20 protein-coding genes are annotated in these 22,879 nt (G+C 34.5%); 9 read left to right on the top strand and 11 right to left on the bottom strand.

From position 1 onward, the window contains the following. Positions 1-94: 94 nt before the first annotated feature. A complete protein-coding gene (locus tag A8L32_RS22270; RefSeq protein WP_075591585.1) occupies positions 95-757 on the top strand; it encodes an FAD-binding oxidoreductase in 663 nt (220 codons plus the stop codon). Here A8L32_RS22270 and A8L32_RS22265 read toward each other — a convergent pair. After that, positions 754-1,152, bottom strand: coding sequence for an acyl-CoA thioesterase (locus tag A8L32_RS22265; protein ID WP_083631466.1), 399 nt, complete (start codon positions 1,150-1,152; stop codon positions 754-756). The genes A8L32_RS22270 and A8L32_RS22265 overlap by 4 nt on opposite strands. A gap of 224 nt (positions 1,153-1,376) precedes the next feature. Between A8L32_RS22265 and rlmN the strand changes: the two genes are divergently transcribed. From rlmN to A8L32_RS22245, 4 genes are all read left to right on the top strand, one after another. After that, positions 1,377-2,420 carry a 23S rRNA (adenine(2503)-C(2))-methyltransferase RlmN gene (gene rlmN / locus A8L32_RS22260; protein WP_075591583.1) on the top strand — a complete coding sequence of 348 codons (1,044 nt, stop codon included), beginning with the start codon at positions 1,377-1,379 and terminating at the stop codon, positions 2,418-2,420. 71 nt (positions 2,421-2,491) lie between these two features. Continuing rightward, positions 2,492-2,812: a single-stranded DNA-binding protein gene (locus A8L32_RS22255; protein WP_075591582.1), complete on the top strand. Its 321-nt coding sequence runs from the start codon at positions 2,492-2,494 to the stop codon at positions 2,810-2,812. 102 nt (positions 2,813-2,914) lie between these two features. Further along, positions 2,915-3,736, top strand: a complete 822-nt coding sequence (locus A8L32_RS22250) for an outer membrane protein assembly factor BamD (RefSeq protein WP_075591581.1) — start codon at positions 2,915-2,917, stop codon at positions 3,734-3,736. A gap of 158 nt (positions 3,737-3,894) precedes the next feature. Beyond that, on the top strand, positions 3,895-5,331 hold the full coding sequence (locus tag A8L32_RS22245; RefSeq protein ID WP_075591580.1) for a sensor histidine kinase: 1,437 nt from the start codon (positions 3,895-3,897) through the stop codon (positions 5,329-5,331). Positions 5,332-5,339: 8 nt separating this feature from the next. Here the strand turns inward: A8L32_RS22245 and A8L32_RS22240 are convergent, their stop codons facing one another. The 9 genes from A8L32_RS22240 to A8L32_RS22200 form a co-directional block, all read right to left on the bottom strand. Beyond that, entirely contained in the window at positions 5,340-8,258 is a 2,919-nt protein-coding gene (locus A8L32_RS22240; RefSeq protein ID WP_075591579.1) for an FAD-binding and (Fe-S)-binding domain-containing protein, read from the bottom strand. A 45-nt stretch (positions 8,259-8,303) separates the two neighbouring features. Then, positions 8,304-9,641, bottom strand: a complete 1,338-nt coding sequence (locus A8L32_RS22235; RefSeq protein ID WP_075591578.1) for a DUF5723 family protein — start codon at positions 9,639-9,641, stop codon at positions 8,304-8,306. A 29-nt stretch (positions 9,642-9,670) separates the two neighbouring features. Beyond that, positions 9,671-10,237 (bottom strand): hypothetical protein, encoded by a 567-nt coding sequence (locus tag A8L32_RS22230; protein WP_075591577.1) that lies wholly within the window; start codon positions 10,235-10,237, stop codon positions 9,671-9,673. Positions 10,238-10,364: 127 nt separating this feature from the next. Beyond that, positions 10,365-11,177, bottom strand: a complete 813-nt coding sequence (locus A8L32_RS22225; RefSeq protein ID WP_198931837.1) for a formate/nitrite transporter family protein — start codon at positions 11,175-11,177, stop codon at positions 10,365-10,367. Positions 11,178-11,234: 57 nt separating this feature from the next. Further along, on the bottom strand, positions 11,235-11,972 hold the full coding sequence (gene pflA, locus A8L32_RS22220) for a pyruvate formate-lyase-activating protein (RefSeq protein WP_075591575.1): 738 nt from the start codon (positions 11,970-11,972) through the stop codon (positions 11,235-11,237). A gap of 125 nt (positions 11,973-12,097) precedes the next feature. Beyond that, positions 12,098-14,326, bottom strand: coding sequence for a formate C-acetyltransferase (gene pflB, locus A8L32_RS22215; RefSeq protein ID WP_075591574.1), 2,229 nt, complete (start codon positions 14,324-14,326; stop codon positions 12,098-12,100). 185 nt (positions 14,327-14,511) lie between these two features. Then, positions 14,512-14,892 carry a DUF6686 family protein gene (locus A8L32_RS22210; protein WP_075591573.1) on the bottom strand — a complete coding sequence of 127 codons (381 nt, stop codon included), beginning with the start codon at positions 14,890-14,892 and terminating at the stop codon, positions 14,512-14,514. 189 nt (positions 14,893-15,081) lie between these two features. Further along, on the bottom strand, positions 15,082-16,038 hold the full coding sequence (locus A8L32_RS22205) for a GNAT family N-acetyltransferase (RefSeq protein ID WP_075591572.1): 957 nt from the start codon (positions 16,036-16,038) through the stop codon (positions 15,082-15,084). A gap of 28 nt (positions 16,039-16,066) precedes the next feature. Then, positions 16,067-16,903 (bottom strand): 1-acyl-sn-glycerol-3-phosphate acyltransferase, encoded by an 837-nt coding sequence (locus A8L32_RS22200; protein ID WP_075591571.1) that lies wholly within the window; start codon positions 16,901-16,903, stop codon positions 16,067-16,069. A 391-nt stretch (positions 16,904-17,294) separates the two neighbouring features. Here A8L32_RS22200 and A8L32_RS22195 point away from each other — a divergent pair, with 391 nt between their 5' ends. The 3 genes from A8L32_RS22195 to A8L32_RS22180 all read left to right on the top strand — a co-directional run bounded on the left by A8L32_RS22195 (position 17,295) and on the right by A8L32_RS22180 (position 20,705). Beyond that, a complete protein-coding gene (locus A8L32_RS22195; RefSeq protein ID WP_075591570.1) occupies positions 17,295-18,254 on the top strand; it encodes a XamI family restriction endonuclease in 960 nt (319 codons plus the stop codon). Between the two features lie 2 nt (positions 18,255-18,256). Then, positions 18,257-19,780, top strand: a complete 1,524-nt coding sequence (locus tag A8L32_RS22190) for an Eco57I restriction-modification methylase domain-containing protein (RefSeq protein WP_075591569.1) — start codon at positions 18,257-18,259, stop codon at positions 19,778-19,780. A 217-nt stretch (positions 19,781-19,997) separates the two neighbouring features. Continuing rightward, positions 19,998-20,705 (top strand): PmeII family type II restriction endonuclease, encoded by a 708-nt coding sequence (locus A8L32_RS22180; protein ID WP_075591567.1) that lies wholly within the window; start codon positions 19,998-20,000, stop codon positions 20,703-20,705. Here the strand turns inward: A8L32_RS22180 and dcm are convergent. Continuing rightward, the gene (gene dcm, locus A8L32_RS22175) at positions 20,677-21,927 is read right to left on the bottom strand and encodes a DNA (cytosine-5-)-methyltransferase (protein WP_075591566.1); all 1,251 of its coding nucleotides are present in this window, start codon (positions 21,925-21,927) and stop codon (positions 20,677-20,679) included. The two genes, A8L32_RS22180 and dcm, sit on opposite strands and share 29 nt — an antisense overlap. A gap of 252 nt (positions 21,928-22,179) precedes the next feature. Here dcm and A8L32_RS22170 point away from each other — a divergent pair, with 252 nt between their 5' ends. Beyond that, positions 22,180-22,689 (top strand): HEPN family nuclease, encoded by a 510-nt coding sequence (locus A8L32_RS22170; RefSeq protein WP_075591565.1) that lies wholly within the window; start codon positions 22,180-22,182, stop codon positions 22,687-22,689. Positions 22,690-22,879 lie beyond the last annotated feature (190 nt).

Here is a 22,879-nt window from a genome sequence, read left to right as displayed (position 1 = left end):
CCCAGAAGTATTAGTACATATACTATAAACAAAGATAAAAGCCGCCTTTAAACAAAGTGCGGCTTTTCTACGTTTTGAGTTCAAAATAATTACCATGACAAGAAAACGCAAAGAACTTTTTGCTCATAAAATTGAATCTATCACTGAAATTACACCTGGATATTTCACAGTTAATTTTACGAGAAAGTTTGACTTTACTCCTGGGCAGGTAGTAGCTCTTACTTTGAATAAAGAAAACGACCCTAGATTATACAGTATAGCCAGCAGTAATAAAGCATCATATATGAGAATTTTATTTGATGTTAAACCAGATGGGAAGCTCACTCCTCCGCTTTCTCAGGTAGAAAAGGGAGATACTGTATACGTTTCTAAACCTTTTGGGAAATTTATACCATCGCAAGATAAAGAATGGTGGATAGCTACAGGAACTGGAATTGCACCTTTTATTTCTATGATGGAATCAGGAAGCGAACTACCGCAAAAACTACTGCATGGTTCCCGAACAATAGATAACTTCTTGTTTCAGGATGACATTAGTAACCAACTTAAAAGTGACTACCTACGGTTTTGCACCAAAGAAAAAGGAGAGGGTATTATAGAAGGGCGACTAAGCAATTGGCTCAAATCTCAAGAATCATTACCCCAAAACACCAAATTTTACCTCTGCGGTAATCCTGAGATGGTAGTAGACGTTCGAGATATAATCCTATCAAAGGGGGTAGCGTTTGAAAATATAATGGCAGAAATATACTTTTAATCTACATTCACATAACTATTGATAAAAGCCTGCGGTACAGCAACGGGGCGATTTTTAGACTCATTAATCATCACAACCATGGTATCTCCTTCCGCAAAAATTTCTTGTGTTGTTTTATCTTTAAAAGTATAAGTAACCAAGAACTGAACCTTCCTCTTTAAGGTAAAAACCATTTCACATATAATACTATCTCCCAACCTAATAGGCTTATAATATTTACATGATGTTTCCGATACCACAAAGGTCAACCCATCTTTCTTGGCAGCTAAAAAATCATCCATTAATAACTCCGTTCTGGCATTTTCCATATAAGTAAAATACACCGAGTTATTTACATGATTATTCATGTCGATATCGAAATACCTAATATTTATTTCTTTAGTGAACCTTTTCATATCTCTATTAACAATTCGAATCAAGGGTTATAAACATTTATAGACTTCAGGGGTTTCATACGTTGATTCGCTTATATAAATCGAAGCTGCGATAACCTAAGTACCCAATAAATTTACCTTGGTCATACCAAGCTCTTGAACTAAACAACAAATTAACTTCAAAAATAAAAGAAATACTACCTTTGCACCTTATTAAATAAGCTGCAACAAACAGAAAGCAAAATATGGAAAAAGAGGCATTATTTGGCAAAACCCTAAAAGAACTTCAAGCATTAGTTAAAGAACTAGGTTTTCCTGGCTTTATAGCAAAACAACTTGCGCACTGGCTGTACCAAAAAAAAGTAACCCAAATTGATGATATGAATAATATCTCTAAAAAAAATAGAGATATACTGAATCAAAAGTATAACATTGGGTTAAGAAATTTTGAAAATGTTCAAGAGTCGGTTGATGGCACAAAAAAATATCTTTTCCATACCAAAACAAAACAGTTTATTGAAGCTGCCTATATACCTTCCGAAACTAGAAAAACACTTTGCGTAAGTTCGCAAGTTGGTTGTAAAATGGGTTGCTTATTCTGCATGACAGGTAAACAAGGCTTTCAGCAAAACCTAACTGCGGGGGAAATATTAAACCAGATGGTTAGCATATCTGAAAGTGATGAACTGACTAATTTAGTTTATATGGGTATGGGCGAACCTATGGATAACATAGAGGAAGTTTTAAAAAGCTTAGAAATTATTACTGCTGAGTGGGGATTTGCCTGGAGCCCAAGAAGAGTAAACGTATCTACTATTGGCGTAGCGCCTGCCATGCGTCGATTTATTGAAGAGAGTGACTGCCATTTAGCCATTAGCTTACATACACCGTTAAACGAGCAGCGTAAAGAATTAATGCCGATTGAAAATGTTTATCCTATCGAATTAATTATTGATATACTTAAGGAATATGATTTTGGTAGACAACGTAGAATTTCATTTGAGTACATTATGTTCGAAGGTGTTAACGACTCTGTTCAACATGCTAAAGAATTGGTAAAATTAATTTCTGGATTAAAATCACGTGTAAACTTAATTAAGTTTCACCCGATACCAGATACTCCTCTTCGCGGGTCATCTCATCCTACCATGGAAAAGTTTAAAGAGGTGCTGGAAAAGAAAGGTATTATTACCACTATTCGAAAATCGAGAGGCGAAGATATTTATGCTGCTTGTGGTTTATTAAGTACCAAAAAATTACTTAACGAAGATAAAGAGAAAGATTTTTAATCGGCGTTAGCTGGATATTTAGTTAAATATGACTATCTTAGATATAATGTTAATCAAACAATTATAAAGATATGTTAAAACTAATTTTAAGCGGAAATGTGGGAAATGACGCCACTGTAACGGAAACCAGCAATGGTAAGGTAATTAATTTTGATGTGGCTGTTTCTAAAAACTACAAAAACTCAAAAGGTGAAAAAGTAGAAAAAACAGAATGGATACGAGCATCCATTTGGCGTGGTAAAGACAGCGATACAAAATTTGCTGATTACATTAAAAAAGGAAAAAAAGTATTAATTGAAGGAGAACCTAGTAGCTCTGGATATAAAACCAAAGAAGGTGAAATTCAATCGTCACTTAATGTTACCGTTAAGGATTTTGAATTTTTAAACTAATACCTTTCAAACTTAGTGATCTAAAAACCGACATTTATTGTCGGTTTTTTTATTTTTGCTAATTATAGCAACACATTAAAAACGGTCTTAATAACTTATCACATGTTCGCACTAAATAAAACTATAAATAAATCAATCTGGGTATTATTCTTATCAGCACTTTTATTAGCATGCGGACCTACACCTGAAGAAATTGCCAAAGAGAAATTTGAAAAGGCAAATGACCTTTTTAATCAAGAAAAATATAATGATGCTAAGGTGGCATTAGACTCCATCATAGAAAATTTTCCGAAAGAAATTGAGTTTGTAACCCGTGCTGAGGACTTGATGCGAACCATTAAAATTGGAGAACAAGAAAGAAACTTAGTATTCTTTGATAGTGCTTTGGTGAAGAAAGAAGAGGAACTAAAAGTACTGATGAAAAACTTTATTGTAAGCAACGATTACGGTAAAAAAGAAGTACTTATTCACAAACGCCAGAAACCACAAAACTCATACAGTAGAACATACTTGCGTGCCCATCTGGACATGGAAGGTAACTTCTATATCTCAAGTAGATATTCTGGCAAGAACTACATCTACCATAATAAAATAAAGGTATATCATAAGGATCAATCGGTTACTAGTGAGCAGATTCCTGAAGATGGTTTTGACAATAGAAAATTTGAAGATCAAGGTACTTATTGGGAAGTTGTTAATTACAAAAACAATAACGACAATGGTATTATAGACTTTATTGCGCAAAACACTTCTAAGCCATTAAAAGTACAGTTTATAGGTAAAAAGCATTACTACATTGTAATGGAGAAATTTGACAAAGAAGCGATTAGCGATGGATACGAAATATCATTTGTACTTAAAGAAATAGCGCGTATCAAAAAGGAAAAATCAAATATTAAAAAAGAGTTGTCTCGATTAAAATAATCATTCATCATCTTCTTTTCATTCATTTATTAGCAGACAGAAACTTTTCCTTTTTATTGTCGTACATGGCAACTTGATAACTAAATTCTATCTCCTTAGATTGAATTTAGTTATTAAAATACAATTGGAAAACAAATCATATACACCTAATGCCATAAATGAAAAATATTCTTTTGTTTTTTCATCCTAACCAGGATTCAGATTATTTTTCTGAGTTAAAAACCAAACTGTTCATAAAGCTATGTTTTATAGGCATAGTCATACTCTCCATTGGTATATTATCCAACGTATTTCAAAAACACGATAACCTTTCGATTACCTATTGGTCCAATTCCTCGGCCTTAACAATCTTAGTTATCTCACTATTTGTATTAAAAAATAAAGGAATTCAGATTGCCGGAAACTTCTTTAGCCTTACTTCGGTTATCTCTCTGCTTATTTTCATGAATATTATTCAGCCAGAGATTGATGTAACTTATAAGTTTGCACTTGGCCAAGTTTCTGTTTTAGGATATATCGTATTTAATGTATTATATGCCTCACGCCCCATAATACTGATCAATTCCATACTTACTTTTATAACTACTTCTCGAATATATTATTTAGCCATCCAGTTACAACCAAACGACCAACCATTATTCACTAATGCATACCTGAACCACACACTCATACTAACAAGTGTTGCATTAATTATGTATTACACCAGTAAATTTATTGATTCTACTATAAATAAAGCCAATAACGAACTGGTTGAAAAAGAAGAAAAAAATAAGGAGTTGTTATGCTCGGAAGAAGAAGCACGGGCCACTAACGAAGAACTTTTAGCTACTACTGAAGCATTAGTACAAACGAACTTAGACCTAGAGATAGCAAAGAACAAAGCTGAAGAAAGTGACCGACTAAAAACTGAATTCCTAAATAACATGTCGCATGAGGTGCGCACGCCAATGAACGGTATTATTGGATTTGCTCAACTTTTAGATATGGAAGATATAGAGGAAGATATCAAGAGGTCGTATATCGAAACGATTCAGAATAACAGCAATCAACTTCTCCTTATCATTGATAACATCATTGAAATATCGAAGCTTGGCACTAAACAAGTTAAGGTTTTTGAGTCGCGTGTATTCTTGAATAACAAACTTAATGAAATACACACCTTATTTAGCAATACACTCAACCACAAACCTCTAATGCTATCTTTAGAAACAGAACTTGATGATGATGCTAGCAGGGTTTGGATTGACGAAATTAAGATCTATAAAATACTGACTTGTCTGATTGAAAATGCCATCCGATTCACGGATAAAGGCTCTATTAAGTTTGGCTACAAAATTATTGACAAGCAGCAAACTTTGCAATTTTTTGTTAGAGATACGGGCATTGGCATCAAAGACGAAGACCAAAACAATATCTTTAAAAAATTTCAACAAGCAGATCCTGAAAAGTCTAAACTAAACGGAGGGCTGGGTCTTGGACTTGCCATCGTTCAGGAAAATACGCAGTTACTAGGCGGCTCTATTGAGTTAGTTTCTAGTGTAGGAATAGGCTCTACATTTTACATCAACATACCGTTCAAGCCTGTTGAAGATTAACGACCCATTTAAGCCAAAGCTTCAAATAAAATATCTACAGGATGCTTTGCCGTTCTTCCTGTACCATCTTTAATTTGATGTCTACACGAAGTACCAGAAGCAGCAATATAAGTACTCTCTTCTGTTTCTCTGACCGCAGGAAGCAACTTCATTTCAGCAATTTTCATGGAGATGGCGTAAGTATCGCTTTCGTAACCAAATGAACCTGCCATACCACAACAACCCGAATCTATTTCCTCAGCGTGATAATTCTCTGGAAAAGATAAAGCTTGCCTTATGTATTTTGTGTTAGACAAGGCTTTTTGATAACAGTGTCCATGAAATTTAATATTTCGCTCTTCCTTGGTAAACTGCTCCTTTTTAATCCTTCCCTTATTCATCTCATTGGCCAAAAACTCTTCAATGGTATAGGTACATTTCCTAATTTTCTGCGCCTCGCTTAACAACTCATCCTTTGCCAAGTTTATATACTCATCTCTGAAGGTTAAAATAGCCGAAGGTTCAATACCAACAATAGGACTTAAAGATGAAACCATGGGTGCCAACAGTTCTATGTTTCGGTTAGCAATTTTTTTAGCTTTTTTAATCAGCCCTTTCGAAATATAGGTTCGTCCACTACTCAAGTGTTCAGGAATCACAACTCGGTACCCTAACTGCTCTAGCAAAAGAATAGCTTTTATACCCGTATCACTATCTAAATAATTAGTGAATTCATCCGCAAAAAGATATACTGTTTTTTGCTTGGCTGCTGATTTTTTATGCCACTTAGCCCATGTCTTCAAAGAAATATTATTCATCTTTGGAATAGAGCGAGAAGCATTAAACCCCATCATTTTAGGCACAATACGTTTAATCCATGGCGCATGAGTTAGTCCATTGTATAACCAAGGAAAAACTGAAAACAACTTATTTATAGCGGGCATATACGCAATCATCATCGCTTTAGGAGGAACTCCCTTTTGGCTATAATAATGTTGTAAAAACTCACCCTTTAATTTGGCTACATCAACCCCTGAAGGACACTCCGATTTACAGGCCTTACATGATAAGCACAAACTAAGCGCTTCATTAATATCCTCTAAATATAAATTATCCGAATCTAAGGTTCCTGTGAAATATTCTCTCAGTATATTAGCTCTTCCTCGTGTGGTATGCTTTTCATCTTTAGTTGCCATGTAACTAGGGCACATGGTTCCGCCAATGACTTCCGATTTTAAACAATCTCCCGAACCCGAGCATTTTTCCGTTGCACGAACAATCCCTTCTGTATCGCGCCAGCTATAAACGGTATTTATCTTCTTCAAAGGATTCGCTTGTCGATACCTTAAGGAAGTATTCATTTGTGGGGTATTAACAATCTTTTCAGGGTTTAAAAGTCCCTCTGGATCGAATACCTTTTTAACACGTAATATTAATTTATAATTTAAATCACCCACCATGAGCGGAATAAACTCTCCGCGCAATCTACCATCACCATGTTCTCCACTTAACGAGCCATCATATTTTTTTACAATGGCTGCTGTTTCCTTGGCAATTTTCCTAAATATGATTACATCTTGAGGGTCTTTTAAATTCAATACCGGACGCAGGTGTAACTCACCACTTCCAACGTGTGCATAAAACACACAGTCCTTACTAAACCCACCCAAAAGGTCCTTTATATCTTTTGAAAAAGCAGGCAAATCTTCAGGTCTTAAAGCCGTATCTTCAATCACAGCAACGGGTAAGTCATCCCCTTTCATATTGGATAAAACACCTAATCCTGCTTTACGGAGTGCCCAAACTCTTTTTATATTTTCCGATTCTACAATGGGATAATCATAGCCTAGATTCTGCTCTTTAAAATCATTAATCAGTTGATGAATCTTTTCTTCCAACGCAACTGAAGAGTTATCTGCAAACTCAATCACCAATAGAGCTTGGGGTTTACCCGATATAAAAAAACGATTGCTTTGCTGAGCTGTACTTTGTCCTGCTAAATCAATTATTTTATCGTCAATTAATTCAACTGCTCTGGGCGAATGTTTCAGCGCTGCTATATTGGCTTGTAAAGACTCTTCGAGACTATTAAAATGAACACAAATAAGCGCTTCGTGTTTTGGTGGGACTGAAACCAAATTTAGCTTCATTTTGTTAGCCACCATTAAAGTTCCTTCTGAGCCTGCAATTAATTTACACATATTAAAATGATCACCATCTTCTTTAAACGGAACCATTTCGGCTAAATAATCTAAGGCATAACCTGTATTTCTTCGATGTATGCTTTTATGCGGATATTCTTTATCAATCTCAGCAATATGTTCAGGTTTAGATAAGATGTCTTTTATTTCTCGGTAAATATCACCTTCTAGCCCTTCCTGCTGGCATTTTTTATCAAACTCCCAATTCTGAATCTCTTTAAAAACAACCTCATCTCCATTAGCTAAATATCCATGTACCTCTAAAAGATGGTCTCTTGTACTACCATAAACCAACGAGTGAGAACCACAGGAGTTATTACCCACCATTCCACCTAAAGTACAGCGATTTGAAGTTGATGTTTCAGGGCCAAAGAATAAACCATGTGGAGCCAGATATTTGTTTAACTCATCTAATACCACACCAGGCTCAACCATCACCCACTTTTCGTCCACATTCAATTCCAGAATGTTGTTCATGTACTTTGACATGTTAACTACCAAGCCACTACCAACAACTTGTCCGGCTAATGACGTACCAGCACCTCTGGGAATTAATTCTATTTTATTTTTATAAGCAAAATCCAGAATTAGATGAAGATCGGCATTATCTCTAGGCCACACGACTCCCAAAGGCTTTTCGCGATAAGCAGAAGCATCGGTTGCGTGCTGAGCGCGATCTAAATCTTTAACAGATACTTCCCCTTTTAACAAGGAAGATAATTGATTCAAGGTGTTATCTGGATTCATCTACAATATTTTACTAAAGAAAAAGAATGTACTGGTTAGGCGGTATTAAATAGTTTTTCCGATAGGTATATTAACACCAAAATAAAATTGGCTTGATTCACTGTCACTTTTAAACAAATTACCAATTACGGTAGCAGAGCCAATATAAAACCCTTTCCATCGAGCACCAAAACCAGCATTTGCTCCTAGTTTATTATGATAGCGCATAGGTAAATAAAATCCCCATGTTTTATTTTCAAATCGAGGAGTTAAATAGGTAGTTACAGACTTTGTTTTAAAGCTTTTTATAACCTTTCCGTAAACACTTGGCTGATACGAGAAACTAGCATTGATATAAATATTTTTGCTATAACAGTAATCTGCATTAATCGCATATGTGGTAGGTAAACTTAAACTATAATCGTCCCCATCTATTTCTTTAAAATCAACAGAATTTTTAAGCGTATCAATAAGCGCACCTAGAGTCTCAACACCTTGAAATCTAGAGTACGGTACATCCTGCATAGAAACATGATAGGTTTTGTTACCTTTATTATTGGAGTGCTTTATGGACCCTATATCGTTAATGGTTAAGCCAGCTTTAAACAAGTATGGTTTATCTTTCTGGTTCGGATCTTTATAGATATACGAAAAACCTATATTGGCACCTAAACCACTGTCACCATTAAACTTAACTTTTCCATCCTCAGTAATTTCGTACAATGTTTCATTAACGGCATAACTAAGGTCAAAATCTAAATTATTAATTTGAGTCTTATCATAACTCACATCTATTCCATCCATATTAAAATACCCAGCACCTCCACCTTGCAGATACTTAAGCGTGACACCTCCAGCAAATTCATGTTTATCATTTTCAAATAGCAAACGAGAATACGTCACATTATACTCCGTCCAGGTATTAACAATACCATTTAAATTCTCGTTTTGTAAATCATCTAAACCATCTGGAGATTCAACATCTTTAAAAAGCTTAGCTACACTCTCGTGTGATGCTCTGTACACTCCATTTCCTCTAAGATCGAAGTGCACCGCAATGGCATTTTTATGATTAAACTTATAAGATATGGAAGGAAATATGATTTTACCATTAGCCACCGTTATATTACTTGTTGAGCCAAGTAATTTATCTAAACTTAAAATTCCAGTATTTGCCAGCTTCTGAAAAACATCTGTTTCCTGACTCTGCCCATCATTCAAAAATAATACTTGGCCGGACAGAACATTTATATTCCATTTAGTAGAATCTCTAACAATTCCTGTTGGGTCATTGGCTATATTCTGAAGAGGCAGAAAGTTGCTGGTATGAACGCCTCCAAAATCTTGCGCATAACTACTAATAGAAATGAATAATATATATAATACTAGAAGTATTTTTTTCATAATGACTAAATCAATTTCGTATTTACTAATTATAACCCTACACCAAACCCCACACTAATAACAGGTTCTCCAGAATCATACGGACTGTGTTTATCTTGTAATACATCAAATAGCACTCTCACCGAAAAGAAACTTTTATTACTAATATATTGTCGATAACCACCTCCTAGCCATATGAATGGCACAAAGTTTCTTCCTGCTGTTTGTCCATTAATAAAAAAGGATTGGTAACTGTAGCCTGCAAACTCGGCATGTGCAAACAGTTGTGGTATAAAATTATACTGGCCAAACAAACGTGCACCATAATCATGTGCTGATATATCTTTGTTATATCGTTTATCCTTGGTATAAATATACTCCAACCCAAGGCCAGAATAGAATTTAGGAGAAATACGTGCACCCACTATCGGACTAACCCTTAGAGACATATAATCGCTAAAATTACCAGATAAACCAAAACTACCTCCCGTATATAATTTATCCTTAAAACTCACCTTTTGAGGCGTTTTAGTTGGCTGTATACTATCATTAGATAACTGTGCAGATAGGTTTATTACCATAAATGCCAACGCAAGTACTACAATTAGTTTTCTCATGTTGAAATAAGTTTAAAAAAGATTGAAATAAAGACTACCCATTATATCATAGAATAGTATCTACTGGTAAAACTACGTCAATTTTAAAACAAAATCAAAGATGAGAATGTTTAAGACCACTTATTGCTTAAGCTTCTTTTTCGTAGGCATACCAATATAGCGTTCCTACAAAAAATGCACCTCCTACAATATTGCCTAAAGTAGCTGGAATTAAGTTATCCACCACAAAGCTAGTCCAGGTAATATCAGCTCCTTGAAAAATAGCCAATGGAATAAAGTACATGTTGGCTATGGAGTGTTCGAACCCCATAGTAACAAAAGCCATAACAGGCCACCAAATACCTAAAATTTTACCTGTAGTATGTTGAGCCGACATGCCCATCCAAAGTGCTAAACAAACTAACCAGTTAGCGCCAATACCTTTTAAAAAGGTTTTATAAAATGGATTAGATGTTTTACCCTCTGCAATTTTAAAAATCATATCAGTCCATGGTTCTGCAGATACAACCTCGGTTAGGTGCGTAAGAAAATAAGCTACAAAAATAGAACCTACAAAGTTGCCTAGATAAACCAATCCCCAATTGCGAAGTGGTGCTTTCCAGCTTTGTCTTTTACTTAAAACATTGGGCATAAAATAAGCATTATTACCCGTAAAAAGCTCAGCTCCTGCCATAACCACCATCATCAGTCCCACAGGGAAGGCCGCCCCAAAAGCAAATTTAGCTATACCTGGGTTTTCTTCTGCAATACCAGGCATTCCACCTCCAATGAGGATAGAAAGTAAGGCGCCAAAGGAAATATAGGCACCCGCCATAAAACTTAAGGTAAGTACTTTTTTAGCTGAATACTTGTCTTTTGCAATAGCAGCTTGTCCAGCCAGTTTAATAATCTCAGGAGGAGAATATAAAGTCATAATAAAATAGTCATTAGTTTGCTTCATCAATGCTCACTGGGAGAACATTGAATTGTCTGTAATTATTCGTTGTCGTTGTGCGACCTAGTTTATTTTAATTTCTTTAAAGTAAGGCGAAAGTATTTCTTTGGCTCTTTCAATCTGTTCAGGTGTGTTTTCAATAGCATCCTTTAAAAGATATTCCTCGCCCAATGCTTCCCATTTATGGGTACCCAATTTATGGTATGGTTGTATCTCCAATTTTTGAATACAATCAAAACCTTTGTATCGCTCACCTAATTTTATCAGTTCCTCTGGAATATCGGTATGGCCAGGAATTAAAACATACCTTAACCAAGCAGGCTTTCCTGATTTTTCGCGATGCTGAATAAATTTAAGCGACGAGCCATATTTATCTACACCAGTTATTTGATGATAACCCTTAGCATGCGTGTGTTTGATATCTACCATCACTAAATCGGCATAATTATCAATCAATTCCTTAGCATCATCATTTAATATAGAACCATTGGTATCAATATTAGTATGAATCCCTTTTTCTTTTAAGGCCTTAAAAAATGGAATGAGCGCTTTACTTTGCACTAAAGGTTCTCCGCCAGATACAGTCACTCCACCTAGTTTTCCGAAGTAGGATTTCATGTTTTCTGCACGTTTTACCAAAGCTTCAATTTCATGCTCCGCACCACCTTTTAAAGGGATGGTATCGGGATTATGACAGTACAAGCACTTAAGGTTACACCCTTGTAAAAAGATAACCATTCTTATGCCTGGACCATCATGGGTTCCAAACGATTCTATGGAATGAACTTTTAATTTTGACATTTAGTAATGTTAAAAGTTGAAATTGAAATTTTCGAAAGTTATTACCTTTCTTACAAACGACAAAAGCCGAAAGCAAAAGTAGTAGTACTTTCAGCTTTCGACTTTTGTCTTAAAAATATGTTGTTTTACATTGAATCGTGGAACGAGCGAGACAATACTTCTTGCTGCTGTTCGCGCGATAAACGTGTAAAATTAACTGCGTATCCTGATACACGAATCGTTAGCTGTGGATATTCTTCTGGGTTTTCCATAGCATCTTTTAATAGCTCTCTGTTAAGAACGTTTACATTAAGGTGCTGTGCATTTTTACCAAAGTATCCATCTAAAGCTGCTACCAAGTTGGCAATTCTATCTTCTTCGTTTGAACCTAATGATTTAGGTACAATAGAGAATGTATTAGAAATACCATCCTGAGAATCTTCGTAATCAATTTTAGCTACTGAATTTAATGAAGCAATAGCACCGTGAGTATCACGCCCGTGCATTGGATTTGCTCCTGGTGCAAAGGCAATACCTTTAGCTCTACCATCAGGCGTAGCTCCCGTTTTTTTACCGTAAGTTACATTAGATGTAATGGTAAGTACCGATAAAGTCGGGTTTGCATCTTTATATACACGAAGCTTTTTCAACTCCTCACTAAAATGGTTTACTAAACTACGAGCAATTAAATCTACTCTATCGTCATCGTTACCATATTTTGGAAAGTCTCCTTCAATCTCAAAATCTACCGTTAAGCCATCTTCGTTACGAACTGGTTTAACTTTAGCATGCTTGATAGCAGAAAGTGAATCGGCCACAATAGAAAGTCCTGCAATACCGTAAGCCAAGTTAATTTTTGGATTAGTATCGATTAAAGACATCTGTGCTTTTTCGTAGTAGTACTTATCGTGCATGTAGTGGATGATATTCATCGACTCATTGTACACACGCGCTACTTCTCTCATGGCAATTTCGAAGTTAGCCATTACTTTGTCAAAATCTAAATACTCATCATTAGCCATCGATGGAATACCATCTACCATTTGAGTACCTGTATTTTCACACTGTCCAGCGTTAAGCGCTAACAAAAGTGTTTTAGCTAAGTTGGTACGTGCTCCAAAAAACTGAATGTGTTTACCCAATTCCTGGAATGATACACAACAAGCAATACCATAATCATCACTATCTCTGTGACAACGCATTAAATCGTCGTTCTCGTATTGGATAGATGATGTATCGATAGATACTTTTGAACAAAATTCTTTAAATCCTTGCGGAAGGCTATTAGACCAAAGGATAGTAATATTTGGCTCTGGCGAAGGCCCTAGGTTATATAAGGTATTTAAGAAACGGAATGAAGTTTTAGTTACTTTACTTCTTCCATCTACTAACATACCACCTATAGACTCAGTTACCCAAGTTGGATCTCCAGCAAAAATTTGCTCGTAAGCTTCCATTCTAAGGTGACGAACCATACGTAATTTCATCACAAATTGGTCAATATACTCCTGAGCATCTTGCTCGGTAATTAAACCAGCTTCTAAATCACGTTGTATATATATATCCAAGAAAGAAGAAACACTACCCAATGACATTGCAGCACCATCTTGCTCTTTTACAGCAGCAAGGTAAGCCATGTAAGTCCACTGTACAGCTTCAATACCATTTTCTGCAGGACGAGATAAATCTAAATTGTAATGGTTACCCATATCAATCATTTGACCTAACGCTTTTAACTGCTCAGCAACTTCTTCTCTTAAACGGATAGTATGGTCAGTCATCGGACCATTAATTCCTTTTAAGTCTTGTTTTTTCTCCTCAATTAAACGGTTGATACCGTATAGAGCAACTCTTCTATAGTCACCAATGATACGACCACGAGCATAGTTATCTGGCAAACCAGTTAAGAAACCTAAAGAACGAAATTTTCTGATTTCATCTGTATAAGCATCAAAAACCCCGTCGTTATGTGTTTTTGTATATTTTCCGAAAGCCTCGGTAACCATAGCAGATGGTTTTAAACCGTGCTCCGAAAGTGCTTTTTGAACTACCTTAAATCCACCGTAAGGTTTCATAGCTCTTTTAAGTAAAGCATCGGTCTGCAAACCAACAATTACTTCACTTTCTTTATCTATATAACCCGCCGCAAAAGAGTTTACAGTAGAAACAATTTCCGTATCTACACTTCTTAACCCATTATTAGCACGTTCTTCTTTTAATGCTTGCAGGCAAACATCCCAAAGCTTTTTTGTTTTAGGACTTGCTCCTTCAAGGAAAGAGTAATCTCCAGAATATGGAGAGATGTTTTGTTTAACAAAGTCTCTAACATCAATGGCATCACACCAATTTCCTTTAGCAAAGTCTTTTGTTTCCATAGTTGCTTTTTAAATTTTGCACAAAAGTAGAGCTATTTTCTTTCATAAAAAATCCCAACTTGTTGTGAGTGGGTTTGTTGAGGAATAAATATGACCATTATCATGTCATATCTTTTTATTAATCAGGTAAAACAGGTATTGAATTACCTAAAAAGCTAATATTTGTTAAATTTTCAGTAGAGCCCTTAATTGAGTTGCTTTTCGGAGATGTGAGATAGCTTTTTAATTAATTGACTTTTTTGTTCCAATTCTCTATAGTCCACAATAAACATCTGCATAAGTATTTTCAACTCTTTTAAATCGGCTTTTGAAAGCACCATTTTAATAGATGTATTGGGAAAAGGTATTTGAATTTTACGAATATATTGAGACTGATTATTGATACGCTCAAACTCGTCACCCTCAAGCTTATTCAAATAACTATAAAAGTCCTCTATAATACTTAAGGAAGAAAAGTTTATCGCTAATTGATTAAATTCGAAATGAATTTTACTGCACTTATCGCAAGTAAAAATATGGCCATGTAATGTTTTTATATCTATAATTTCCATATTAACTCCCTTCATTTGTATTATCTTATTTAAAACAATGCTTTCAGGCAAAATGTTTTATTTTTATTTAGATTAATTATAAATACAAATGTAAATTACCTCAACCAATCCATCAATACCAACAATTAGGGATTTACAGAAACAAAAAAAGCATCTTTTAAAAAAGATGCTTTAATATATTACATAATAATAATAACTTAAACACTAATCATGCTGATCGTTAGGATTATAAGTCTCTACATGTCGTTCTGTTTTAGTTTTGTTGAACTCATTAATGGTAATAATAATTCCAGTTTCTTCAACATCTCCAAACCTATCGTTAATAGCTGTACCAAACGAACGCATTGAAGGAGATAAATTCATGTAAGCATTTACCAAAGGAGGAATTGTTTCTCCTAATTCTCTAACCCTACGATTTAAAACCTTGTAATCTTCAACAAAGGTAGGGCCTTGAAAGATCTCTTCAATCTTTGCATCCGACAAACCAATTTTAACCTTGAATTCATCTTTTGGATAAAGTAAGTTATCAGGATCGCCAAAATACCTATTCATAAAGCTCAAAATTAAATCTCTAGCTTCCTGATTAAAATGGGTATACATCGTTACCTTACCAAAAAAGTATTTCATTTCTGGATTATTAACGATTAGAGAGCCTAATCCATCCCAAAGGTTATCCAAAGCAAAAAGGCTTTTAGCACCTTGTTTACTCGATTGATATTGTGGCTGAACGAATGATCGACCCAACTCAATTGTTTTAGGAAGAAATTCGTCGAGAAATTTATCGGTAAGGTTAAAAAGCCTTGATGTAGCTAGTGTTACTTTTCCATCTTTATCTCTAGGTATAGTATTTCCCATGATATAACGGTACCCACCTAAAATTTCTTTCTCCTCAGGATCCCAAACAATCAATTGCCTATATGGTACTTCAGCAGTATCATAGTCGTCAATGTCTGTTTCTTTTCCTGTTCCTCCACCAGCTTGGCGAAAAGACTCTTCTCTTAAGCGCCCCACTTCTAACAATAAGTTAGGAGCTTCGTCGCCTCTGAAATCATATATTTTATTACCGCCCTTGTTTGTATTCCGAACAAAACGATCTTTTGTTAACTCAGCTTCTAGCTTATCTTTAGCTATTGGAGCAATAATTGGTTTTATTGAATCCATAAAAAAATAGATTTTTGCAAAGACAAAATTAAATTATTTTTGGTAAGCTGTAGACTGTTTTCTTTATTTTTTCGGCCCAAGCTTTTGGAGAGTCTCCATTTTGTAATTCTTGCCAAGGAATTGGCGTTCCAAATTGAAGATTTACAAGCTTACCTTTTTGCTTAAACATTTCATCTACAAGATATAACATTTCAAGATTAGCTTTTATCCCAAGTAGCTTTCTGAGACGAGATAGATTATAAAAAAAGTTCGAATTTCTACCATCAATATGCACAGGAATAATATCTCGTTTAGTTTTAATTGCTTTTTTTATAACATTTGGCTTCCACTCAAGGTCTTTTATACCTTCCTTTTGCTTACGCGAAACTAGTCCTGCTGGAAAGAATAACATTTGGGCTTCTGAAGTAAACGCATCTTCAATTAATTTTGCCGCTTCTCTGGAGTGACTGCCATGTTTATTAATTGGAACAAAGATATCATTATACCTACCTAACAACAGTAAAATATCATTAACTGGAAATTTAATATTTTTAAAAACACTCCCTACTTCTGTCAGAAAAATAATACCATCTAATCCACCAAGCGGGTGGTTTGCTACAAAAAGATATCTTCCATCTGTGGGAATTTTGTCTAAGCCAATACACTTACTTTTAACTCCAAAATGCTCCATGCAAACTCTTCCAAAATCTACATTGTAACTATCTGCATAGTTTTCGAGCATCCAATTAAGACTATCTTGATGAATAACCTTTTTTAAATATGAAATTACAAACTTCGGAATCCATTTTAAAACTCCTGGATTTTTATCTCTAAAAACCTTCTCGATGTCAATTCTGGTAAGCTCTTCTTTTTCTTTCTCCGCCATGTCTTTATAAAATGTGCCCCAATTTTAAAAAAAAAACTGAAACTAAAGAAATGAAATCAATATATATAGAGTTGAAGAGTGAAAACATAGCTCTCAATTACACTTTTGGTTAGATTACGCCCCATTTATTATGAGATAACACTAAAACCGAAGATGATTTATGCACTTGTTACTGCCTCCATATTTATTGAGTTAGCTAAAATTACCATAGTTAACATATTTAGGTGTGTTATTCTTGCCTATATGGCATGTATTGTGCACCTTTAGCTTTGTTAAAACAAAAATAACAACACCTAAGGTTGTTTTCCTAGGTAGTTGTGAGCAATACGGTGCTGAATTTGAGAACCCAATGAATTATTGTATTTTTGTAAAAAAATAAGGAAAATATTTTATGGCTGTAAATAGAGATAAAGTTGATATTTGGAAAGAAGATGTTGCAAAATCAGTGGACTTTTATAATAATTGGTTTATGCACTTTGCTCCAAAAGCATATAGAGACACAAGAATACACACAACGAAACAAGTCGAAGAAGCACTAAATTGGACTGAAAATCTTACAAATATTAAACCTGAAGTCCTACAGGAGCACCCATCAGTGCTACCCATGCTTAGAATGACTACATGCCCTCCAATTGCTAGAGACAGATTGATTGGTCTTTCTGGTGTTTCACCAAACTTGGTGAAAAATATGGAGATTGAGCATCGAATGCCCCCAAAAATGAAGATACCGCTTCTAATAAATCAATTAAAAGATATTGGGAATATTATTGAAACAATGGCAGACCCTGATATTTTTGTTTGGAAGTCAAGAAATGATAAAGGTACAAAAGAGGAAGTTTATCGTGCATCTACTATTGTTGCCGACAGACTATGTGGAGCTGTTGCTGACCCAATTATAAGAAACGCTCAAGAACAACGACAATTAAAAGCGATGAAATTGTGGCTTGAAGCCCGTGGTTACCGCGAATTAAAAAAAGGAGAAGCAGATGATTTTTTATCAATGCCGAGTGGTACTTTTTCATTCAGATTTAACGTACCAGTAAAACTGGAAGATGGACGCAGTGTGAATATACCTGTAGATGCTGTGATTATGAGGAAGGAGTCCAAGCAAGGTGACTTTCCTGCACTTTTTGAAGCCAAATCTGCAGGTGATTTTACAAACACAAATAAGCGAAGGAAAGAAGAAGCTATCAAAATGCAACAGCTTAGAAATACATATGGCGATAAAATAACTTTTGATTTATTCTTATGTGGTTATTTTGATTCAGGATATCTAGGCTATGAAGCAGCAGAAGGAATTGATTGGGTATGGGAACATAGAATTGAAGACTTAGAAAAGTTTGGTTTTTAAAAATGAATAGTTTAAATATCATAGAGGAAAAACGTCAAGGAATACAATTAAAGTTGGATTCTTTGAAGACACGCTTGGAACGAAACAAACTAGGTCAGTTTTCAACACCAATAGAATTGTCAAATAGTATACTTTCATATACAAAGCATTTCTTTCACAAGGATTCAAAAATCACTTTTCTTGACCCAGCAATTGGTACTGGTTCATTTTACAGTGCATTATTAAAAAACTTTCCTTTAAATAAAATAGATTCAGCTACAGGTTATGAAATCGACCTACATTATGCATTAGAGTCAAAAGAATTATGGAGAGAATCAAAACTTGATTATAGAATTGATGATTTTTGCAAGGCAGAAATTTCATCAAATGAGAAATATAACCTAATTGTTTGCAACCCTCCATATGTTCGTCATCATCATTTAAATGGTCAGAAAAAGGTACTTCAAGAAAATGCAGTTAAGTCTTCAAATATAAAACTATCTAGTCTTGCTGGCTTGTATTGTTACTTCGTCGCAATAAGTCATAAATGGTTGGATTCAGATGGAATTGGAGTTTGGCTGATACCTAGTGAATTTATGGATGTCAATTATGGAAAGGAAATAAAAAACTACTTACTTAATAAAGTTGAGTTAATTCAAATACATAGATTTGCTCCAGAAGATATTCAATTTACGGATGCACTTGTATCTTCTGCAATTGTAATAATTAGGAATAAGAAACCAACTACAGACTATCAAGTTAATTTTTCTTTTGGAGGTAATATAGAAACACCTTTAATGTCCAACTCCATAAAAAGAAGTGATTTAGAAAAAGAAAGTAAATGGACAAGGTTTCCCCAAAAAAATGTACGTGACTCTAGTAACCATTCTATGCTCAGTGATTTTTTTGCTATTAAAAGAGGAATAGCCACAGGTGATAATTCTTTCTTTATTCTAGCAAAAGAAGAAATCAATAGGTTAAACTTACCTTTAGAACATTTTCGTCCTATTTTACCAAGTCCAAGATATCTTAAAGAAACTGAGATTTTAAGTGATGAAAATAGGAATCCAATTATTGAACAAAAGCTATTTGTTTTAGATTGCAAGTTATCATTAACCGAAATTGAAGGTAGATATCCAAGTCTGTATAGCTATATTCAAACTGGTATTGAGAAAGGAGTCTCAAATCGTTATTTGTGCAAGAATAGAAAAATTTGGTATGCACAAGAAAATAGAGAGTCAAGCAGTTTCTATTGTACTTATATTGGACGTTCCAACTCTAAAAACAAAAACACCTTTAGATTTATTTTAAATCATTCTGATTCAATAGTGTCAAATTCATATTTAATTTTGAATCCAAAAGATAAACTAAAGTCTTTTCTATCTGAGAATATTGAAAATAAGAGATTAATCTATGATGCTTTAAATAGTATTTTAGATAGTCAATTATTGGATGAAGGGCGTGTTTATGGTGGAGGAATGCACAAAATAGAACCAAGAGAACTGTCCAAAGTAAATGCAGATGTCATTAGGAATATTCTAAAATGAAATAAAGAATGTACTGCTCACAACAAATTATAAACGTAATGCGGGGCGAAGTGAGTAATTCAAACAAAAGTAAAATAAACAACGATAGCGGTAACTTGAAAGGAAAGTGCGTTGAAACCCGCACTACGCTTATAAGTGGCCGTTGGCGGTCATTCAAAGAGCGAACTGTAAATAATATCATGAATTTGTTATCTTTGGTTTTTTATCAAGGATTATTATGACAGAGAAAGAGTTAATTGCAAAAATTGTAGAGTATTTTGAAACCAAAATATTCAAAAATCATATTGAAGCATCTTTAAAAAATAATGCTAAGTTAAAGTCATACAACATCAACCCGATTGTTGTGAAGTATTTATCTAAAGTACTTGAAGAAGACTATACAGCGAAAGGCGTTGCAAAGGCTTTATATTACCCGAGAGTTTTGGGAACCTCAATAAATACATCATTTGGAACACGTATACAAAATATGTTTGTTGAACTTGGATTGGCACAAGGCTCCTTAATAAAAGGAATGGATATTGAGTTTACCGATAAAATTGATAACAGACAAAAATGGTGTCAATTGAAATCTGGTCCAAATACCATTAACTCTGAAGATGTAAATCCATTGCTAAAGAAATTTACAACTGTTACTAACTTGGCAAGAACAAACTCAATGAACCTCAATAATTCAGATTTAATTTTAGGTGTTTTATACGGAGAGGAAAATCAATTGAGTCAGCATTACAAAAAAATAGACCAACAATTTCCAGTGATTATTGGCAAAGAGTTTTGGCATAGATTAACTGGTTTTCCAAACTTTTACGAAGGACTAGTAGATGAATTGCATAAAAGTATTCTTACCATTGACACAAAGGATTTTATAAATAAAGGATGCGATGCTTTAGAGGAAGAAATTAAGAATTCTCCATTTTTTGATTTTTAATTGAATAATATTTATTTAGAAAATTAACAATTGAGTATCCAACTTCTCGGCCTAGATTAACTGGCACTGCATTTCCGATTTGCTTATACTGCTGAGCAATAGAACCAACAAATTTCCATTCATCTGGAAATGTTTGAATCCTAGCGTATTCACGTACTGTAAACGGACGAGTTTCGTCAGGATGGCAACGTTCAGTTTGTTTTTGAGCAGGACTGCAGGTTAAGGTCAAACTTGGCTCATCCCAACCAATTCGACGAGCCATTCCTGTTTTTCCGCCACCTAAATAAAAACTACCGCCCATATATTCTTTTTGAATATCTAAAGGTAAATCTCGCCAATATCCTTTGGGTGGTACTAAATCAAGAACTTCCTTTTTAGATTGTGGATATTTAGCTCCGTCAGATTTTGGGACATTTTTATCAAATAATTCGCCTTTTTTAAGAGCATCAGAAAGATTATATATTTTTTTATGAGGTTCTGGATACTCATAATTGATGTCAATATCTTTTCTAATGCCAACTAGTATTAAACGTTCCCGTTTTTGAGGAACTTTATAATTAATTGCTTTCAATACTTGAAAAGGAACAACATTATAACCAATTTCGTCAAGAATAGAAATCATACCTTGCAGTGTTTTCCCTTTTTCGTGACTAAGTAGTCCTCTGACATTTTCTCCGATACAAATAGCAGGAGAAACTTCTTGAACAACACGAGCAAACTCATAAAACAATGTACCCCTGGCATCTTTAAGACCTAGTTTCTTGCCAGCATAACTAAACGCTTGACAAGGAAAACCACCTGTAACAACATCAACTTGATTTTTATATTTCGAGAAATTGAAGTCCTTAATATCACCTTCAAGAACATTCCAATTCGGACGATTTTTTCTTAAAGTATTACAAGCCCATTTATCGATTTCATTTAAAGCAACACATTTAAGACCTGATTTTTCAAGACCAACAGCAAGACCACCAGCACCAGCGAATAACTCAAGAACTGAATAATCATGATTAGGCTTAACATAGTTTGAAACTTCATCCTCTTTAATATCCTCAAATAGATTTCCTAATAATGCATGGACATCTGATTTTTTATAAACACGATAATTGGAAACAGGCTCACGAACAGCATTTAGAATACCTTCATTGTCCCATCTTCTCAGGGTTTCTTTACATTTCCCGACTAATTCTGCTGTTTCTGAAAGAGATATATATTCACTCATAACCACATTATTAAACCTTACACAATGGTTACAAATATATAACGAAATGATTAACAAAGAAAGGAAAAAGAACGAACCGCCAACAATGTATATATAACATTTGGCGGAAAGTGCTATATTTGAAGTTATTACAAGTAAAAATATTTTTTCGTATTTTGAAAGATAGTGCAATAAATGCCAAACGTTTCATATACGAGACGTTAGCACCAACTAAAGAACAAACATACATACATTGTGAAAAATCAAAATAATATGAGTAATTCAAGAGAAGAAATCCCAGTATGGACTTGGTATAATGGACAGTTCCTTTTTCAATTTGACGAACAACTGAAGACAAATCCCGATATGACAATTTCGGAGTTTTTTAGTAAGTTTCAAACCAACCAAGGAATTCAAGATTTGAATTTCTATCACACAAAAAATCAAGGAACAGTTATTTTGCTTATGTATGGTTTAATGGTTATCCCGAAAGAAATATGGGAAATGACTAGTACTAAATTTGCATTCACTACACGAAAAAATTTTACTATTAACCTGCCTGCAAATACTGAAGATATTGACACACTCAAATTTTTAAGACTTTTAAGAAACTCTTTGGCACACGCTAATTTCTCAATTGACGTAAGTAACGCAAGACTGACGTTTTGGAATAACAATAAAAACGGAAATAAGAACTTTGAAGTAGAGATAAGTTATAGCGACCTCGGTGAATTTACTGCAGAAGTGGGGAAATACTATGTTAATGAAGTTAAGAATGACTAACATTCACAAAGAATAGCAGGTGCTAACAAAATGTATAGTTCATAGCGGTTTTGTAGTAATTTTGAGCAGTGTAGCTCTTTTCGGGCTCCGCCAAATCTGCCGATTTGACTATTTTAAAGGTGGCAAATTAGGCTCATTGCGTAATTTGAACTTTATTGCTTTGAATTCCGCTACGAAACCATACATCAGT

The organism is Labilibacter marinus, from assembly GCF_001659685.2.
Taxonomy (GTDB): Bacteria; Bacteroidota; Bacteroidia; order Bacteroidales; family Marinilabiliaceae; genus Saccharicrinis; species Saccharicrinis marinus.
The sequence above is the reverse complement of the archived record's forward strand: the minus strand, read 5'-3'. Positions and strand labels throughout refer to the sequence as shown.

Bases quoted from the DNA above. Each gene is read 5' to 3' on its own strand.
- A8L32_RS22270 (WP_075591585.1), top strand. From the start codon at position 95: ATGACAAGAAAACGCAAAGAACTTTTTGCTCATAAAATTGAATCTATC.
- A8L32_RS22265 (WP_083631466.1), bottom strand. From the start codon at position 1,152: ATGAAAAGGTTCACTAAAGAAATAAATATTAGGTATTTCGATATCGAC.
- rlmN (WP_075591583.1), top strand. From the start codon at position 1,377: ATGGAAAAAGAGGCATTATTTGGCAAAACCCTAAAAGAACTTCAAGCA.
- A8L32_RS22255 (WP_075591582.1), top strand. From the start codon at position 2,492: ATGTTAAAACTAATTTTAAGCGGAAATGTGGGAAATGACGCCACTGTA.
- A8L32_RS22250 (WP_075591581.1), top strand. From the start codon at position 2,915: ATGTTCGCACTAAATAAAACTATAAATAAATCAATCTGGGTATTATTC.
- A8L32_RS22245 (WP_075591580.1), top strand. From the start codon at position 3,895: ATGAAAAATATTCTTTTGTTTTTTCATCCTAACCAGGATTCAGATTAT.
- A8L32_RS22240 (WP_075591579.1), bottom strand. From the start codon at position 8,258: ATGAATCCAGATAACACCTTGAATCAATTATCTTCCTTGTTAAAAGGG.
- A8L32_RS22235 (WP_075591578.1), bottom strand. From the start codon at position 9,641: ATGAAAAAAATACTTCTAGTATTATATATATTATTCATTTCTATTAGT.
- A8L32_RS22230 (WP_075591577.1), bottom strand. From the start codon at position 10,237: ATGAGAAAACTAATTGTAGTACTTGCGTTGGCATTTATGGTAATAAAC.
- A8L32_RS22225 (WP_198931837.1), bottom strand. From the start codon at position 11,177: ATGAAGCAAACTAATGACTATTTTATTATGACTTTATATTCTCCTCCT.
- pflA (WP_075591575.1), bottom strand. From the start codon at position 11,972: ATGTCAAAATTAAAAGTTCATTCCATAGAATCGTTTGGAACCCATGAT.
- pflB (WP_075591574.1), bottom strand. From the start codon at position 14,326: ATGGAAACAAAAGACTTTGCTAAAGGAAATTGGTGTGATGCCATTGAT.
- A8L32_RS22210 (WP_075591573.1), bottom strand. From the start codon at position 14,892: ATGAAGGGAGTTAATATGGAAATTATAGATATAAAAACATTACATGGC.
- A8L32_RS22205 (WP_075591572.1), bottom strand. From the start codon at position 16,038: ATGGATTCAATAAAACCAATTATTGCTCCAATAGCTAAAGATAAGCTA.
- A8L32_RS22200 (WP_075591571.1), bottom strand. From the start codon at position 16,903: ATGGCGGAGAAAGAAAAAGAAGAGCTTACCAGAATTGACATCGAGAAG.
- A8L32_RS22195 (WP_075591570.1), top strand. From the start codon at position 17,295: ATGGCTGTAAATAGAGATAAAGTTGATATTTGGAAAGAAGATGTTGCA.
- A8L32_RS22190 (WP_075591569.1), top strand. From the start codon at position 18,257: ATGAATAGTTTAAATATCATAGAGGAAAAACGTCAAGGAATACAATTA.
- A8L32_RS22180 (WP_075591567.1), top strand. From the start codon at position 19,998: ATGACAGAGAAAGAGTTAATTGCAAAAATTGTAGAGTATTTTGAAACC.
- dcm (WP_075591566.1), bottom strand. From the start codon at position 21,927: ATGAGTGAATATATATCTCTTTCAGAAACAGCAGAATTAGTCGGGAAA.
- A8L32_RS22170 (WP_075591565.1), top strand. From the start codon at position 22,180: ATGAGTAATTCAAGAGAAGAAATCCCAGTATGGACTTGGTATAATGGA.